We start from the raw sequence: 16528 nt of genomic DNA on the forward strand, positions 1-16528 counted from the left end.
CCGTCAGCCGGCGGTGTCCATCCCCTGCAGCCGCACGGAGGAGTGCACGTAGAAGATGGCGAGCGCGGCGTACGAGAGGCAAGCGACCGCGGGGATGAACGCGTCCTCCGGGTTGCTGGCGAACGCGCCCACCCCGGAGACGAAGGCGAGCAGTCCGAGGAGGCCGCCGATCCAGAACCCGGCCGCGGGCCGCGCGGTCGCCCGCCACCACGGTCGAGGGTCGGCGCGGTTCTCGCCCTCGCCGCGGAAGATGCGCACCCCGACGATGACGTACGCGAGGTTGAGCACCGCGATGATCAGCACGTCGAAGGTGGGATTCACCAGGCGCGCGAAGACGAAGATGTTGAGGATGAAGATGAGCGCGAAGACGCCGACGATGTAGATGATCTTCCCGGTGACCGACGTGATCCTCACCCCACCGAGCCTAGCCCGGGGATGCGACACCGCATCCCCGGGCCGGGCCGGGTGTCGTCAGTTGACCTCGTCGGGGTGGGCGCTGACGCGGCCCTCGCGCTCCAGCGAGCTGATCGCCTGCACCTCGTCGGCCGTGAGCTCGAAGTCGAACACGTCGAAGTTCTCGGCCATGCGCTCACGGCGGTTCGACTTCGGGAAGACGATGTTGCCGGTCTGCAGGTGCCAGCGGATGACGACCTGCGCGGGCGTCTTGCCGTGCGCGGCCGCGGCGTCCGCGACCTCGGGCAGCTCGAACAGCGGGTACTTGCCCTGGCCGAGCGGACCCCACGCCTCGATCTCGATGCCGTGCTGGCGCGAGAACGCGGTCACCTCCGGCTGCTGGTGCGCCGGGTGCAGCTCGATCTGGTTGACGGCCGGGACGATGTCGGTCTCGGCGAGCAGCTTGGTCAGGTGCGGCACCAGGAAGTTCGAGACGCCGATCGCCTTGGCGCGGCCCGAGGCGTAGATCTTCTCGAGCGACTTCCACGCCTGGACGAAGGTGTCCTTCTGCGGGGTCGGCCAGTGGATGAGGTACAGGTCGACGTAGTCCAGGCCCAGCTTGGTCAGCGACTCCTCGAACGCGTTCTCGGCGTCGGTCTGGCGGTCGTTCCACAGCTTGGTGGTGACGAACAGCTCGTCGCGCGGGATGCCGGAGTCGGCGATCGCACGGCCCACGCCCTCCTCGTTGCCGTAGATGGCGGCGGTGTCGATGTGGCGGTAGCCCACCTCGAGCGCGTCGGCGACGATGCGGGTCGTCTCGGCCGGGTCGACCTTGAAGACGCCGAAACCGAGCTGCGGGATGGTGGTCCCGTTGTTCAGGGTCAGGAGCGGAGTATTTGCGTTTGCAACCATATCCGCCACGGTACCAGCGTCAGGAGGTCGCCGCCGCCTCCGTGTCCGCTGCGGTGTTCGCCGACGCGTCCGCCGACGCCTCCGCCTCGAACCGGGCCACCAGCTCCCGCTTCAGCACCTTCCCGCTCGGGCCGAGCGGCAGCGCCTCCAGGATCTCCACGCGCCGCGGGTACTTGTAAGCCGCGACCTTCTCCTGCGCGAACGCGACCAGCTCGTCCCCCTCGGCCGCGCTGCCGGGCATCAGCGTGACAACTGCCATGATCTCCTGCCCGTGCGTGTCGTGCGCGACGCCGAACACGGCGACCATCGCGACCGAGGGATGCGTCGACAGCACCTCCTCGACCTCGCGCGGGTACACGTTGTAGCCGTTGCGGACGATCATGTCCTTCTTGCGGTCGACGATCGTGATGTAGTCGTCGTCGCTCTTGGTGCCGAGGTCGCCGGTCCGGAACCAGCCGTCGACGACCGCCTCCGCGTTCGCCTCCGGCAGGTTGAGGTAGCCCTTCATCAGGTTGTGGCCGCGCACCACGATCTCACCCAGCTCGCCGCGCGGGAGCAGTTCGATGCGGTCGTCGAGCTCCGGGTCGGCGATCTCCACATCCACACCCCAGATCGGCGTGCCGACGGTGCCGACGCGCGTCGGGCGGCCACGGTGGTTGAACGAGGCGACGGGCGAGGTCTCGGTCAGGCCGTAGCCCTCGTGCACGTCGATGCCGTAGACCTCCTTCATCCGCTCGATGACGGCGACCGGGATGGCCGCTCCGCCGCTCATGCCGTAGCGCAGCGGCGGACGGTCCGGGTTGGTCTTGGCCGCCTCGAGCAGCGCGATGTACATGGTCGGCACGCCGGTCATGACGGTGCAGCCGTGCGCGTTGAGCAGCTGCAGCGCGGTCGCGCCGTCGAACTTCGGCACCAGCACCACGGCGGCTCCGGCCCGGAAGCCCATGTTCATCACGCAGGTCTGGCCGAACGTGTGGAACAGCGGGAGGCATCCCAGGATGCGGTCCTCCGGCGTCAGGTCGAGCGTCCCGGACAGCAGCACGTTGACCTGCTCGACCAGTGAGAAGTGGCAGCCCTCCGCGCCCTTCGGCTTGCCCGTGGTGCCGCTCGTGTACAGGATGGTCGCCGTGTCGAGCGGGTCGCGCGGCACATACGTGTCGATAGGCTCGGCCGCGACCGCCAGCTCCTCGAGCCGCGGGAACGGCGCCTGCTCCCACATCTCGTCCGGCACCAGCACCGACAGCGTCGGGATGCCGGCGAGCCCCGCCCCGCGCGAGCCCTCGCCCAGGAGCGGCGCGGCGCAGATCAGCACCGAGGCACCCGAGTCCCGCAGCACGTACGCGATCTCCTCCGCCTTCAGCAGCGCGTGGATAGGCACCACGACCGCGCCGAGCGCGAGCACCGCGTAATAGGCGCGCGGGAAGTCCGGCACGTTCGGCAGCATCAGCGCCACCCGGTCCCCCGGCTCGACGCCGAGGTCGCGCAACGCCCCCGCATAGGCGCGCGTCTCATCCCACAGCTGGCGGTAGCGGATCTCGTGGCCCGCGAAGATCAGCGCGACGTTGTCGGGCATCCGATGCGCCGTCTCCGCCAGGATGCTGGCGACCGACATGGTGGCATAGCCGTGAGTCATGGGTTGGGTTCTCCTCGTCTTCATCGACGCCGGAACCGATCCGGGTTGATGCGAACCTACGTCACGCGGAGGCGCGGGGCAACGCCCCCGGGCGGGGACCGTGCGCGGGTAGAATGGAAGGCTCATGTCTTCCACCGAGACCCTCCCCCGCATCGTCTTCCCGCCCGAGCTGCCCGTCAGCCGGAAGCGGGACGATATCGCGCGCGCCATCCGCGACAACCAGGTCGTGATCGTGGCCGGCGCGACCGGGTCGGGCAAGACGACCCAGCTGCCGAAGATCGCTCTGGAGCTCGGGCGCACGAGCATCGGGCACACCCAGCCGCGGCGCATCGCGGCCCGCACCATCGCCGAGCGCATCGCGGAGGAGCTGGGCCAGCAGGTCGGCGAGCTCGTGGGCTACCAGGTGCGGTTCACCGACCGCGTCTCCAAGCAGACGCGCATCAAGCTCATGACCGACGGCATCCTGCTCAACGAGCTGCGGCGCGATCGGATGCTGCGCGCCTACGACACGATCATCATCGACGAGGCGCACGAGCGCAGCCTCAACATCGACTTCCTGCTCGGGTACCTCAAGCAGCTGCTGCCGCAGCGTCCCGACCTCAAGCTCATCATCACCTCCGCGACCATCGACCCGGAGAGCTTCGCCGCGCACTTCGCCTCGGCGGACGGCACGCCCGCGCCGATCGTCGAGGTCTCCGGGCGCACCTACCCGGTCGAGATCCGCTACCGCCCGCTCGTGGCAGATGCGATGGAGGAGGACGACGAGGATCCGGATCCCGTGCCTTCGGTCGACCGCGACTACCTCCAGGGCATCAACGACGCACTCGACGAGCTCGCCCGCGAAGACCGTGGGGACGTGCTGGTCTTCCTCTCCGGTGAGAACGAGATCCGGGATGCGGCCGACGCGATCCGTGGCCGCAATCTGCCCGGAACCGAGGTGCTTCCTCTCTACGGGCGACTGTCCTCCGCCGAGCAGCACAAGGTGTTCCAGCCGTCGACCGTCGCCGGCGTCCGCCGCCGCGTCGTGCTCGCGACCAACGTCGCCGAGACCAGCCTCACCGTCCCGGGCATCAAGTACGTGGTGGATGCCGGAACCGCGCGCATCAGCCGCTACAGCGTCCGCGCCAAGGTGCAGCGCCTGCCGATCGAGGCGATCTCGCAGGCCAGCGCGAACCAGCGCTCCGGCCGGTCGGGCCGCACCAGCGACGGCATCGCCATCCGCCTGTACTCGGAGGAGGACTTCGAGAAGCGGCCGGAGTTCACCGAGCCGGAGATCCTGCGCACCAACCTCGCGGCGGTCATCCTGCAGATGATCTCGCTCGGGCTCGGCGACATCGCGGCGTTCCCGTTCCTGACGCCACCCGACTCGCGCGGCATCAAGGACGGCCTCGACCTGCTCACCGAGCTCGGCGCGATCACCGCAGGCGGCGGCGACACCAAGCTCACCGGCGTCGGACGCCAGCTCGCCCAGCTCCCCATCGACCCGCGCTTCGCTCGCATGGTCGTCGAGTCGAAGCGGCACGGCACCTCCCGCGAGGTCATGGCGATCGTCGCCGGGCTCACCATCCAGGACCCGCGCGAGCGTCCCGTCGAGAAGCGCGGCAGCGCCGATGAGAAGCACGCCCGCTTCGCCGACCCGACCAGCGACTTCCTCACCCTGCTCAACCTCTGGAACTACCTCGAGGAGCAGCAGAAGGAGCTGTCGTCCAGCGCGTTCCGTCGCCTCTGCAAGGCGGAGTACCTCAACTTCCTGCGCGTGCGCGAGTGGCAGGACGTCTACCGGCAGCTCCGCCAGCTCGCCAAGCCGCTCGGGCTGACGATCGGCGAGCCCTCCGTCAACCCGGACGGAATCCACAAGTCGTTGCTCGCGGGCCTCCTGTCGCATATCGGGCTGAAGGATGCGCGCGACGCCGGCACCAACACGCGCGGCGGCGGCGCGAAGGGCAGCGGCCCGCGGTCGCGCCAGTCCGAATACCTCGGCGCCCGGCAGACGCGGTTCGTGATCTTCCCCGGCTCCACCCTCGCGAAGAAGCAGCCCAACGCCGTCATGAGCGCCGAGCTCGTGGAGACCTCGCGCCTCTTCGCCCGGATGAACGCCGCGATCGACCCCGCCTGGGCCGAGCCGATCGCCGGCGACCTCTGCAAGCGGCAGTACAGCGAGCCGCACTGGGAGAAGAACCAGGGCGCGGTCGTCGCCTACGAGCGCGTGACCCTGTTCGGCGTCCCGATCATCCCGCGCCGTCGTGTCCAGTACGCCCGCATCGACGCCGAGCTGTCGCGCGAGCTGTTCATCCGCCACGCGCTGGTCGATGGCGAATGGGACTCGCACCAGTCGTTCGACCGCGCCAACCGGAAGCTGCGCGCCGAGCTGCGCGAGCTGGAGGAGCGGACGCGACGCCGCGACATCCTGAACGACGACGAGGCCGTCTTCGAGTTCTACGACAAGCGCATCCCGGCGGAGGTCGTGTCCACCCGGTCGTTCGAGGGCTGGTGGAAGAAGGCGCGGCAGGAGACGCCGGACCTGCTGACGATGACGCCGGAGGCGCTACTCGACGAGGATGCCGCCGAGGTCGACGAGGAGGCGTTCCCTCCGGTGTGGCGGCAGGGCGACCAGCGGCTCACGCTGCGCTACCGGTTCGAGCCGGGAGCCGAGGACGACGGCGTGACCGTCCAGGTGCCGCTGCCGCTGCTCGCCGGCCTGCTGCCGGACGGCTTCGACTGGCAGGTGCCCGGCCTGCGCCACGAGCTCGTGACGGCGATGATCAAGTCGCTGCCGAAGGCGATCCGCCGACAGGTCGTGCCTGCCGCCGACTGGGCTCAGCGGCTGCTGGGTGAGCTCTCCGGGACGGCCGGGATGCGCGCCCACGAGGGCGAGCGTCCGGCGGGGACGCTGGCGGACACCCTCGCCGCGACCATCTCGCGGCTCACCGGCTCGCGGGTGAGCGGGAGCGACTTCGACCTCGACCGGCTGCCGCCGCACCTGCGGCCGACGTTCCAGGTCGTCGGCGAGCGCGGTCGGCCGATGGCGAGCGGGAAGGACCTCGGCGCCCTGCAGGACCGCCTGCGGTCGCGCGCCCGCGACTCGGTGGCGAAGGTCGCCGAGGCGCGCACGCCGAACGCGCTCGAACGGTCGGGCATCACCACCTGGGACCTCGATGAGCTGCCCCGCTTCGTGGACTCGGAGCACACGGGCCCGGGAGGCACGCGGAATGTGATCCGGGCGTACCCGGCTCTCGTCGACGATGGCGCCTCCGTAAGCATCCGGCTCATGGGCACGCCCGCCGAGCAGGCGCGCGCCATGCCGGGCGGCGTGCGTCGCCTGCTGCTCGCGAGCGTCCCCTCGCCCGTCGCCTACGTGCAGCAGCACCTGACCTCGAACGAGAAGCTGACCCTCGCCGCCAGCCCGTACCCGAACACCAAGGCGCTGTTCGACGACTGCCTGCTCGCCGTCGTGGACTCGGTGCTGTACCGGATGAAGCCCGACGGTCAGATCTTCATGCGCGCCGAGTTCGAGGCGGTCCGCGACCGTGTCTCCGGGATCGTGATGGACTCCATGTTCGAGACGGTCGCGCTCGTCACGCGCATCCTCACCGCCGCCCGGACCGCCGAGAAGGCGATCTCGAGCGTGACGGCGCTTACGTACCTGGCGGCGCTGAACGACGCCAAGGGGCAGCTGGCGGGACTGGTCTATCCCGGTTTCGTGTCGGCGACCGGCCTTGAGCAGCTGCGGCACCTCCCCCGCTACCTCGCCGGCATCACCCAACGGATGCAGGCCCTCCCGACCAACCCGGGCCGCGACCGCGCCTGGCAGACGCAGGTCGAGACCGCCATCGCGCTCTACACGGACGCCGGCGGCCGCATCCCGCTCGCGCCGGGGTCGCCGCCCGCGATCGTCCACGCACGCTGGATGCTCGAGGAGTTCCGCGTCTCGCTGTTCGCCCAGTCTCTCGGCACGGCCGAGACCGTCTCCCTCCCCCGCATCCGCAAGGTCCTCGGCTCCTAGCTCCTCGCCTCGGTCAGACGCCGAGGTGGAAGCCGCCGTTGGAGTGGAGGAGCTGGCCGTTGATCCAGCCGCCGGACGGCGACAGGAGGAACGAGACCAGGTCGGCGGTGTCCCGCGGGGTGCCGAGGCGGCCGAGGGCGGTCTCGTCGGCGAGGGCCTCGGCGAGGTCGGGCGTCATCCAGCCGGTGTCGATGGGTCCCGGGTTGATCAGGTTCGCCGTGATCCCGAGGTGCGCGAGCTCGACGGCCGCGGCCTTCACGATGCGGTCGAGCGCGCCCTTGCTCGCGCCGTACGGGAGGTTGTACGCGGTGTGGTCGCTGGTGAGCGCGACGATCCGGCCGGAGCCCGCCGGTATGCCGTTCGCGGCATACTGCTCGGCGAACGCCTTGATCAGCAGCCACGAGCCGCGCGTGTTGACCGCGAAGTGGCGGTCGAACGCTTCGACGCCGGTGTCGAGCAGCCCGCTGTCGACCGAGTAGGCGTGGCTGCCGACGAGGGCGTGGATGGGCCCGAGCGCGTCGTTCACGCGGGCCACGAGATCCTCCGGGCCGTCGGCCGTGGAGAGGTCGACGGTCAGCGCGAGTGCGCGACCACCGGCAGCCTCCACCTCGCCGGTCAGCGCCTCCGGGAACCCGGGCTCGGGCTCCAGGTCGGCGAACGCGACATCCCAGCCGTCGGTCGCGAGTCGCCGGACGATGCCGGTGCCGATCGCGTTCGGCCGGCCGACGCCGGTGACCAGGACGAGGGGACGACGCTGTTCGGTCATCCCCCCATCCTGTCAGCTACAGCACCTTGGACAGGAACGCCTGCGTCCGCTGGTGCTGCGGGTTGCCGAGCACCTCGCGCGGGTCGCCGGACTCGACGACCACGCCGCCGTCCATGAAGACCAGCTCGTCCGCCACCTCGCGGGCGAAGCCCATCTCGTGCGTCACGACGACCATCGTCATACCGCTGGCGGCCAGGCCCTTCATGACATCCAGCACCTCGCCGACCAGCTCCGGGTCGAGCGCCGAGGTCGGCTCGTCGAACAGCATGAGCTTCGGGTCCATCGCCAGCGCCCGCGCGATCGCGACGCGCTGCTGCTGCCCGCCGGACAGCTGCGACGGGTAGTGGTCGCCCTTGTCGGCCAGGCCGACGCGGGTGAGCAGCTCGTTCGCGCGCTCGACCGCCTTGGCCTTCGAGATGCCCTTCACGCGGATGGGCGCCTCGATGACGTTCTCGAGCGCGGTCATGTGCGGGAACAGGTTGAACCGCTGGAACACCATGCCGATCTCGCGGCGCTGGCGGGCGGCCTCCTTCGGCTTCAGCTCGTACAGCTTGTCGCCGTGCTGGCGGTAGCCGACGACCTCGCCGTCGACCGAGAGCCGGCCGGCGTCGACGCGCTCTAGGTGATTAATGCAGCGCAGGAAGGTGGACTTGCCCGAGCCGGACGGGCCGATGATGCACAGCACCTCACCCGGGTTCACCTTCAGGTCGATGCTCTTGAGCACCTCATTCGAGCCGAAGCTCTTCGAGACGCCCTCGGCGAGCACCATCGGGGTCGTGTCGGTCATCCCTTGCCTCCGAGGTCGTTTCCGTCGGGTGCGCCCGCGGCCGGCAGGGCGCCGGTCGCGAGGGCGGGTTCGTTGCGGTCGGGGCGGCGTGCGTTGACGCCGCGCGAGAACCGCTTCTCGAGGAAGTACTGCCCGATCATCAGCAGCGAGGTGAACAGCAGGTACCACAGCGACGCGACGATGAGCAGCGGGATGGGCGTGTACGTCACCGCCGAGATGTCGCGGGCGACGCCGTACAGGTCGGTGGTGAGCGGGATAGCAGCCACCAGCGAGGTCGTCTTCAGCATCGAGATGACCTCGTTGCCCGTCGGCGGGATGATGACGCGCATCGCCTGCGGGATGACGATGCGTCCCATCGTCTGCCCCCACGACATGCCGAGTGCGGTCGCCGCCTCCTCCTGGCCCTTGTCGACCGAGAGCAGGCCGGCGCGCACGATCTCCGCCATGTATGCCGCCTCGTTGAGGGCGAGGCCGATGATCGCGATGATGAACGCGTTCTGCATGAAGCCGAGGTTGATGTCGAACCCGATGTTCGTCCACGGCACGCCGAGGAAGATCTGCGGGTAGATCAGCGAGAACAGGCCCCAGAAGACCAGCTGCACGTACACCGGGGTGCCGCGGAAGATCCACAGGTAGACCCACGCGACGGACTTCACGACCGGGTTCGGCGACTGGCGCATCACCGCGAGGATGAGGCCCAGGATGACGCCGATGATCATCGAGAACACGGTCAGTTCGAGGGTCACGAGCGCAGCCGCACTGATGCGCTTGTCGAAGACGTACTTGCCGACATACTGCCAGCCGTACGCGGAGCGCTGGGATGCGTCGACGATGAACCACACGACCAGCAGGATCAGGATGGCGGCGAAGACGATCCGCCACGGGTGCTTGAGCTTGATCGCTTTGATCGGCTCGGAGCGGGAGCCCGCCGGCGACGGGACGGATCCCGTCGCCGGCCGAGCGGTGTTGCTCTGGGACATGAAAGGTCAGCCCTTCGAGGCCGCGTTGAAGTCGGCCTTCTCGACGGCGCCGTCGGCGACGCCCCACTTGTCCAGGATCTTCTTGTAGGTGCCGTCGTCGATCAGGGCCTGGACCGCCTTCTGCAGCACGGGGCCGAGCTCGGAGCCCTTCTTGACCGGGAGTCCGTAGGGCGCCTCGTCGAAGGTCTTGCCGGCCTCCTGGAGCTTGCCGTCCGACTTCGAGATGGCGTACAGGGTGACGGGCGAGTCGGCGCTCAGGGCGTCGGCCTTGCCGAGGATGACCGCGTTGGTCGCGTCGTCCTGGGTGTCGTAGCGGAGGGCCTGGATGGCGGGCTTGCCCGCATCCGTGCACTTCTTCGACTTGGCGGGCACCTCGTCGGTGTCCTCGTAGGTGGTCGACTGGACGGCGACCTTCAAGCCGCAGGCGTTGTCCGGGTCGACGTCCTTGCCCTTGGCCGACGCCCAGAGGATGCCGGCCGAGTAGTAGTTGACGAAGTCGACCTGCTGCTCGCGCTCGGTGGTGTCGGTGAACGACGACATGCCGTAGTCGTCCTTGCCGCCGGTGATGCTCGGGATGATGTTGTCGAACTTCGCGATGGCGAAGTCCGTCTTGACGCCCAGCTTGGCGCCAATCGCGTTGGCCAGGTCGACCTCCCAGCCGACGGGCTGGCCGTTGTCGTCCTTGAACTCGTTCGGCGGGTAGGTGTTGTCCATGCCGACGACGAGCTTGCCGGCGCTCTTGACGCTGGCGGGCAGCTGGCCGGCGAGGGTGTCGTCCTTCTTCACGTCCGCCGCGGCGCTCGACGTTGAGCTGGAGGACGGGGTGGAGTTGTCGACGCAACCGGTGAGCGCGAGGGCTGCAACGGCGGCGACGGCGGCGATGGGGGCCGCGGATCGGATGCGCATGTTGTCGTTGTCCTTCTTCCTGGTGCAGGAATGTGTCTATGCGTATTGCACGGGTAAGGGGAGGATACCCCAGCGGCGAGGCCGCCCCTCAACACTAATTCGCGCAGGGAACAGCGTTTTTCACGGACGTTTCCATCACGTTTCGTGCTCATCGAGCGCGAAATCCGCGTTTTGGGCCGTCTCGCGGTGCTCATCGCCGTCGTCGCGGCGAGAACGCGCCGCCGGGTCTCGATCCGCTATCGGTTCTCGAGCGCCACGGGACGGGCCGGGTCGTTCGACCAGGCCGAGTACGAACCGGCGTACAGCGCCGGCATCGGGAATCCGGCCACAACGAGGGCAAGGGCTTCGTGGGCTGCGGTGACACCGGAACCGCAGTAGACGCCGACCGGTGCCTCAGCGCTGACGCCGAGCGCGGAAAAGCGTGTTGCGAGTTCGTCGGACGACAGCATCCGGCCGTCGGCGCCGAGGTTGTCGGTCGTCGGCGCGCTCACCGCGCCGGGGATGTGCCCGGGTCGCGGGTCGACGGGCTCGACCTGGCCGCGGTACCGCTCGGCGGCGCGCGCGTCGAGCAGGTTGCCCGCGTCGGCGAGGGCCGCGGCGCCGTCGGCGTCGAGCGTCGGGAGCTCGCCGAACCGTACCGTGACGTCACCGGGGCGGTCAGCACCGGGCCGATCTGAACCGGCATCCCCGCGGCGCGCCAGGCGGCGAGGCCGCCGTCGAGGACACGGACGTCGCGGACGCCCGCGTGACGCAGCAGCCACCACGCCCGGGCCGCGGAGGTGCCGGAGACGTCGTCGTAGACCACGACGGAGTCCCCGTCGTTCAGCCCCCAGGTCCGCGCCGCCTCCTGGAACGCGGACTCCTCCGGCAGCGGATGCCGCCCGTCCGTCGGCGCGCCGTGTCCGGCCAGCTCCGTGTCGAGGTCGACGTAGACGGCACCCGGGATGTGCCCAGCTTCGTACTCCTCGCGGCCGGGCGGGCCGCCGAGCTTCCAGCGCACGTCGAGGACGCGCCACGTCGAGCGCCGCCCGCCGGCGCCGCTCCACAGGGACTCTGCCCCGAGAGCGACGTCCAGCGCGGCGGCGCTGATCAGTGGAGAGTACTCCGTGGTCATGTCGTCAGCATCGAGTGCTCGCGTCAGCGACCGCTCGACGCCTTCGCGTTCGACTCGTAGGAGGTGTTCGTGGACTCGAAGAAGTTCACGAGCTCCAGCGTGTCGTTGGCGGTCGCCATCCACTTTGCCGGGTTGGAGACCTTGTATTCGGCCTCGAAGCCCAGCTCCTCCAGCCGGCGGTCCGCCAGGTAGCGGACGTACTGGTTGATGTAGTTGGCGTTGAGGCCCAGGATGCCGCCCGGCAGGAGGTCGCGGTTGTACTGCTCCTCCATCTCGACGGCGTCGAGGATCATCTGGCGGATCTCGGCGGCGAACTCCGGCGTCTGCAGGTCGGGGTTCTCCTCCAGCACCGTCAGGATGAGGTTGATGCCGAACTTGAGGTGCAGCGACTCGTCGCGCACCACCCAGTCGATCAGCGAACCGAAGTTGCGCAGCAGGTTCCGCTGGCGGAACGAGAGCGCCACCATGAAGCCCGAGTAGAACCAGATCCCCTCGAGGATGACGTTGTACGCCACAAGGTTGCGGATGAAGTCCTGCTTGCCCTCGGTGGTCGAGATGTCGAGGGTCTGCTCGGTCATCCGCTTGATGAAGCTGACCTCGAACTCCTCCTTCTTCGCCATCGACGGCACGTCGACGTGGGAGTTGTACGCCTGCTCGCGGTCGATCGGGAACGTCTCGAGGACGTACTCGAACGACATGCAGTGGTTGGCCTCCTCCCACATCTGCTTGGCGAGGTAGAGGTGCGCCTCGGCCGCGTTGATGTAGGGGTAGACGCCGAACGCCAGCGCCTTGTTGACCAGCAGCTCGTTCGGGTTGAAGTAGCTCATCAGGAAGGTGACCGCGTGGCGCTCCTCGTCGGTCATCCGCTTGAAGTCGGCGATGTCCTCGCCGAGCTGGATCTCGTTCGGGAACCAGGTGTTCGCCACGGCCTGGTCGTACAGGTCCATCGCCCACTGGTACTTGACCGGCTTCAGCAGCAGGCCCTCTTCGATTCCGGTGCCCAGAATCCCCATGGTCTCGTTCTCCTCTTTACTTCAGGGTTACTGGCAGGACTCGCACTGCAGGTCGTCCATCGGGTCGACCGGCACGTAGTATTCCTCGATCTTGGTGCTGTTCACTTGTTGTCACCCCCGGTCAGACCTCCGAAGCCGAAGCCACGACGAGCGGGTGCGGCGGCCGGAGCCGTCTCGGTGACGGCGGGAGCGGCGGCCTGGGCCGGCGCACCGGCGCCGACGGACGCGAAGCCCTTGCGGCCGCCCGAGATCTCCTCGGCCTTGTTGACCTTGACCGTCGACTGCTCGGCCTGGTGACGCGGCTTCATGTGGAGGTAGTACGTCGTCTTGACGCCCTTCTCCCAGGCCGCGTAGTAGATGTCCATCATGTCGCCGAGGTCGCGGGTCTCGAGGTACATGTTGCGGCTGATCGCCTGGTCGATCCACTTCTGCGCACGGGCCGCGACCTCGATGAAGGCGTACGGCGAGAGCTGGAAGCTCGTCTTGAACGTCGCCTTGATGTCGTCCGGGATCTCGGCGATGTTCTGGATGTCGCCCTGCGACCGCAGGATCGCCTCGCGGACGTCCTGCCAGATGCCGCGCTCCTGCAGCGTCTCGACCAGGTTGCGGTTGACCTCGAGGAACTTGCCCGAGGAGGTCGACCGGCTGAAGATCTGCGAGAACTGCGGGTCGAAGCCCGGCGTTGTGCCGGCGACGAGGCCGATGGACGCGGTCGGCGCGATGGCCATGAGCGTCGCGTTGCGCATGCCGCCCTTGACCTTCTCGCGGAGGCGGTCCCAGTCGAGGCGGATGGTGCGGTCGACCGTGATCGGCACGCCGCGGTCTGCCTCGGTGAGCGCGATCGAGTCGTAGGGCACGAGGCCCTTCGACCAGCGCGAGCCCTCGAAGTTCGGGTACGCGCCGCGCTCCTGCGCCAGGTCGGCGCTCTCGTCGATGGCCGCGTACGAGACGTGCTCCATGATCTCGTCGATCAGGGCGTACGCCTCCTCGCTCTCGTAGCTGAGGCCGAGCTTCTCGACGACGTCGGTGAAGCCCATGACGCCGAGGCCGATGGCGCGGTTCTGCTGGTTGGAGTAGTCCGCCTCCGGCACGCTCGACACCGTGATGTCGATGAGGTTGTCGAGCTGGCGCACCGCCTGGCGGGCGCTCGCCTCGATGCGCTCCCAGTCCATCTTGCCGTCGACCAGGTGCCGGGTCAGGTTGATGGAGGCCAGGTTGCAGACGGAGACGTTGTCGCGGTCCTGCGGCAGCGTGATCTCGGTGCAGAGGTTGGAGAGGTGGATCGTGCCCGTGTTGTTGTTGAGGGCACGGTTGTTGATCGTGTCCTTCCAGGTCAGCCACGGGTGGCTCGTGGTCTGCAGGCTCATCAGGATGTCCTTGAACTGCGCGCGTGCGCTGATCTTCTTGAACATCTTGAGGTTGCCGGCCTCGGCCTCGGCGACGTAGTGGGCGTAGCGCTCCGAGAAGGCCTTGCCGTACAGCTCGTTGAGGTCGGCGACCTCCAGCGGGTCGAAGAGGTACCAGTCCTCGTCGTTCTGCACGCGCTTCATGAACTCGTCGCTGATCCACACCGCAGTGTTGGCGGTGCGGGTACGGCGGTACGGGTCGCCCGAGTTCTGGCGCAGGTCCAGGAACTCCGGGAAGTCCATGTGCCAGTTCTCCATGTAGAAGCAGAGGGCGCCGAACTTCTTGCCACCGCGGCTGACCGCGCGCAGCACCGAGTCGATCGTGTGCATGAACGGGATCGGGCCGGTCGACGTGGTGTTGTTCGAGCGGATGGGCGAGCCCTGGGCGCGCAGCTTGGTGACCGAGAGGCCGATGCCGCCTGTGCCCTTGGTGAGCCACATGACGTCGCGGACGCTCTTCGCGATGTGCTCGATGTCGTCCTGCATCTCCATGACGAAGCAGTTGGACAGCTGGGGGTACGCGGTGCCCGCGTTGACGAGGGTGGAGCCGGCCGCCAGGTACTCGAGCTTCGACATCTTCTCGTAGAAGGCGATGGCGTGGCTGGTCGGGTCGGCCTCGTTGAGCGAGAGCCCCATCGCGATGCGCATCCAGAAGAACTGCGGCACCTCGAGGGAGTCGCCGTTGCGAGCCTTGATGCCGTAGCGGTTGTTGAGGGTGACGACGCCGATGTACTTCAGCAGCTCGTCGCGCGACGGGTCGAGGTAGCCGGCGAGGCGGTCGAGGTCGAACGCCGTGGTGAAGCGGCCGTCGAGGAGCGTCTCGGCGACGCCGCGCTCGATGTAGCCGCGGAAGCGCTCGGCGTGGAGCTGCACGAGCTCGTCATTGCCCTCGTAGTCGCCGAGGACGCGCTTGTAGATCGTCTTGAGCAGGAGGCGCGCGGCGACGGTGTCGAACGCCGGGTCGTCCTTGACGTTCTGGAGGGCGACCTGGATGACCGCCTCGTCGAGCTGCTGCGTCGTGATGCCGTCGAACAGCGTGAGCTCGAGCTCGCTCGCGATCTGCGTCACCCACGTGATGTTCTCGTCCAGACCCTGGGCCGCGTTCTCGATGGCCAGGTTGATCTTGTTGGCGTCGTACGGCTCCCGCTCGCCGTTGCGCTTCACGACTGTGATAGCCACTGCATCTCCCTCTTCGCTCTGCCGCATCACCCAGCGGCTCGACCACTATATAGCGGGGGTCCGACATTTCCATCCCCCCACATCTAGTGGGCGTGTCGTCCACAGGTGGGGACAACTTATGCACAGTTTCCACACCCCGTGAAGGGGGACACGACCTCTGTGGGAACCTCTGGACGCGCCTTTCCGGACCGATAGTGTTGACCGTTGTGAGCAGCTATTCCAGCCTTCTGAAGACGCCGGGCGTCGCCCGCATCATCGCGGCTCAGCTCACCGCGCGCTTCCCGTTCGGCATGCTGTCGCTGGCCTTCCTGCTCCACATCGAGCGCGTGCACGACTCCTACGGCGCGGCGGGTCTCGTCCTCGGCGCGATGAGCATCGGGCAGGCGATCGCGGGCCCGATGACGAGCCGCCTGATGGGCGTGCTCGGAATGCGCCTCGTGCTCTGGACGACCCTGCTGCTCTGCTCCGCGGCGGTCGCCGCGATCGGCCTGATCGTCATGCCGATCCCGCTGACCATGGGAGTCGCGTTCTTCGCGGGCCTCTGCATGCCGCCCATCCAGCCCGCCGTCCGAACCATCTACCCGAAGATGGTCAACTCGCGGCAGCTCACCCCGCTGTTCTCGCTCGATGCGTCCGCGCAGGAGATCATCTGGATCGCCGGCCCGGTCGCGATCACCTTCGTCTCGACCCAGATCGGCACGGTCGAGGGCATCCTGATGTCGGTCGCCATCATGCTCGTGGGCGGGTTCTGGTTCATCGCCTCGCCGGAGGTCGGCCGGGTGCGCATCCCGCGCAGCAAGCGGCGCTTCGGGACGGTGCTGGCGCGTCCCCCGGTGCTGCTCGCCACGGTGGTCGGCTTCCTGCTCATCGGCTCGTGCTCGGCAGTGGAGGCGGGCGTCGTCGCCACCTTCGGCGAGGGGTCGCCGCTCGCCGGCATCGTGCTCGCGATCTGGTCGCTCGGCTCCCTGGTCGGCGGCCTCGCCTTCGGTCACGTGCCGATCGGCCCGTGGGCGACCGCGCGCCGCATGCTCATCGTCTTCGTCGGCATCGTGCTCTCGACCTTCATGCTCTGGTCGTGGTGGGGCCTGTCGATCACGCTGCTGATCGCCGGACTCGGGATCGCTCCCGCCCTCGCCGTGCTGTTCGCCATCGTTTCGGCGAGCGTCAAATTCTCCGACACCGCCGAGGCCTACGGCTGGGTCGGCACCGGGCAGCTGATCGGCGCCGCACTCGGCTCCGCCCTCGCCGGCTTCCTCATCGACGGCACCGGCGCCGTCGGCGCGTTCTGGGTCGCCGGCGCCTTCGCCCTGGTCGGCTTCGTCGTCCCGGCCCTCGCCTACCGCATCCACCCCGACCTGCGCGGCCGCGACGCCTCCCCCATCCCCGACACCGAGCCCGTCCCCGTCCAGCCCTCCTAGCCCCGTTCCCTCCCGCGT

The 16528-nt window shown here is 68.5% G+C and carries 11 protein-coding genes and 1 pseudogene; 2 read left to right on the plus strand and 10 right to left on the minus strand.

Annotated elements, in window-relative coordinates; translation table 11 throughout:
* Nucleotides 1-3: 3 nt before the first annotated feature.
* From A0130_05840 to A0130_05850, 3 genes are read right to left on the minus strand one after another with little or no spacing between them, the layout of a single operon-like run.
* Nucleotides 4-414, minus strand: a complete 411-nt coding sequence (locus A0130_05840; protein ID ANF31253.1) for a hypothetical protein — start codon at nt 412-414, stop codon at nt 4-6.
* A 57-nt stretch (nt 415-471) separates the two neighbouring features.
* Nucleotides 472-1305 carry a 2,5-diketo-D-gluconic acid reductase gene (locus tag A0130_05845; protein ID ANF31254.1) on the minus strand — a complete coding sequence of 278 codons (834 nt, stop codon included), beginning with the start codon at nt 1303-1305 and terminating at the stop codon, nt 472-474.
* 19 nt (nt 1306-1324) lie between these two features.
* Nucleotides 1325-2938: a long-chain fatty acid--CoA ligase gene (locus A0130_05850; protein ANF31255.1), complete on the minus strand. Its 1614-nt coding sequence runs from the start codon at nt 2936-2938 to the stop codon at nt 1325-1327.
* A gap of 124 nt (nt 2939-3062) precedes the next feature.
* On the opposite strand from A0130_05850, the gene A0130_05855 reads away from it, so the two are divergent.
* Nucleotides 3063-6941, plus strand: coding sequence for an ATP-dependent helicase (locus tag A0130_05855; GenBank protein ANF31256.1), 3879 nt, complete (start codon nt 3063-3065; stop codon nt 6939-6941).
* Nucleotides 6942-6954: 13 nt separating this feature from the next.
* On the opposite strand, the gene A0130_05860 is transcribed toward A0130_05855, so the two are convergent.
* The 7 genes and pseudogenes from A0130_05860 to A0130_05890 form a co-directional block, all read right to left on the minus strand.
* Nucleotides 6955-7707, minus strand: coding sequence for a short-chain dehydrogenase (locus tag A0130_05860; GenBank protein ANF31257.1), 753 nt, complete (start codon nt 7705-7707; stop codon nt 6955-6957).
* 16 nt (nt 7708-7723) lie between these two features.
* Nucleotides 7724-8476: an ectoine/hydroxyectoine ABC transporter ATP-binding protein EhuA gene (locus A0130_05865; protein ID ANF33316.1), complete on the minus strand. Its 753-nt coding sequence runs from the start codon at nt 8474-8476 to the stop codon at nt 7724-7726.
* Nucleotides 8477-8490: 14 nt separating this feature from the next.
* Nucleotides 8491-9474: an ABC transporter permease gene (locus tag A0130_05870; protein ANF31258.1), complete on the minus strand. Its 984-nt coding sequence runs from the start codon at nt 9472-9474 to the stop codon at nt 8491-8493.
* A 6-nt stretch (nt 9475-9480) separates the two neighbouring features.
* Nucleotides 9481-10380: an ABC transporter substrate-binding protein gene (locus A0130_05875; GenBank protein ID ANF31259.1), complete on the minus strand. Its 900-nt coding sequence runs from the start codon at nt 10378-10380 to the stop codon at nt 9481-9483.
* Between the two features lie 236 nt (nt 10381-10616).
* A pseudogene (locus A0130_05880) lies at nt 10617-11494 on the minus strand (thiosulfate sulfurtransferase).
* 23 nt (nt 11495-11517) lie between these two features.
* Complete coding sequence (locus A0130_05885; GenBank protein ANF31260.1) at nt 11518-12507, minus strand: ribonucleotide-diphosphate reductase subunit beta; 990 nt, start codon at nt 12505-12507, stop codon at nt 11518-11520.
* 101 nt (nt 12508-12608) lie between these two features.
* The gene (locus A0130_05890; GenBank protein ANF31261.1) at nt 12609-15077 is read right to left on the minus strand and encodes a ribonucleotide-diphosphate reductase subunit alpha; all 2469 of its coding nucleotides are present in this window, start codon (nt 15075-15077) and stop codon (nt 12609-12611) included.
* A gap of 221 nt (nt 15078-15298) precedes the next feature.
* Between A0130_05890 and A0130_05895 the strand changes: the two genes are divergently transcribed.
* Entirely contained in the window at nt 15299-16510 is a 1212-nt protein-coding gene (locus A0130_05895) for an MFS transporter (protein ANF31262.1), read from the plus strand.
* The last annotated feature ends 18 nt before the right edge of the window (nt 16511-16528 follow it).

This window comes from Leifsonia xyli, assembly GCA_001647635.1.
GTDB classification, from domain to species: Bacteria; Actinomycetota; Actinomycetes; order Actinomycetales; family Microbacteriaceae; genus Leifsonia; species Leifsonia xyli_A.

Excerpts from the sequence above, each read along its gene's own strand:
- A0130_05845 (ANF31254.1), bottom strand. The coding sequence starts at position 1,305 with ATGGTTGCAAACGCAAATACTCCGCTCCTGACCCTGAACAACGGGACC.
- A0130_05850 (ANF31255.1), bottom strand. The coding sequence starts at position 2,938 with ATGACTCACGGCTATGCCACCATGTCGGTCGCCAGCATCCTGGCGGAG.
- A0130_05855 (ANF31256.1), top strand. The coding sequence starts at position 3,063 with ATGTCTTCCACCGAGACCCTCCCCCGCATCGTCTTCCCGCCCGAGCTG.
- A0130_05860 (ANF31257.1), bottom strand. The coding sequence starts at position 7,707 with ATGACCGAACAGCGTCGTCCCCTCGTCCTGGTCACCGGCGTCGGCCGG.
- A0130_05865 (ANF33316.1), bottom strand. The coding sequence starts at position 8,476 with ATGGTGCTCGCCGAGGGCGTCTCGAAGAGCTTCGGCTCGAATGAGGTG.
- A0130_05870 (ANF31258.1), bottom strand. The coding sequence starts at position 9,474 with ATGTCCCAGAGCAACACCGCTCGGCCGGCGACGGGATCCGTCCCGTCG.
- A0130_05875 (ANF31259.1), bottom strand. The coding sequence starts at position 10,380 with ATGCGCATCCGATCCGCGGCCCCCATCGCCGCCGTCGCCGCCGTTGCA.
- A0130_05885 (ANF31260.1), bottom strand. The coding sequence starts at position 12,507 with ATGGGGATTCTGGGCACCGGAATCGAAGAGGGCCTGCTGCTGAAGCCG.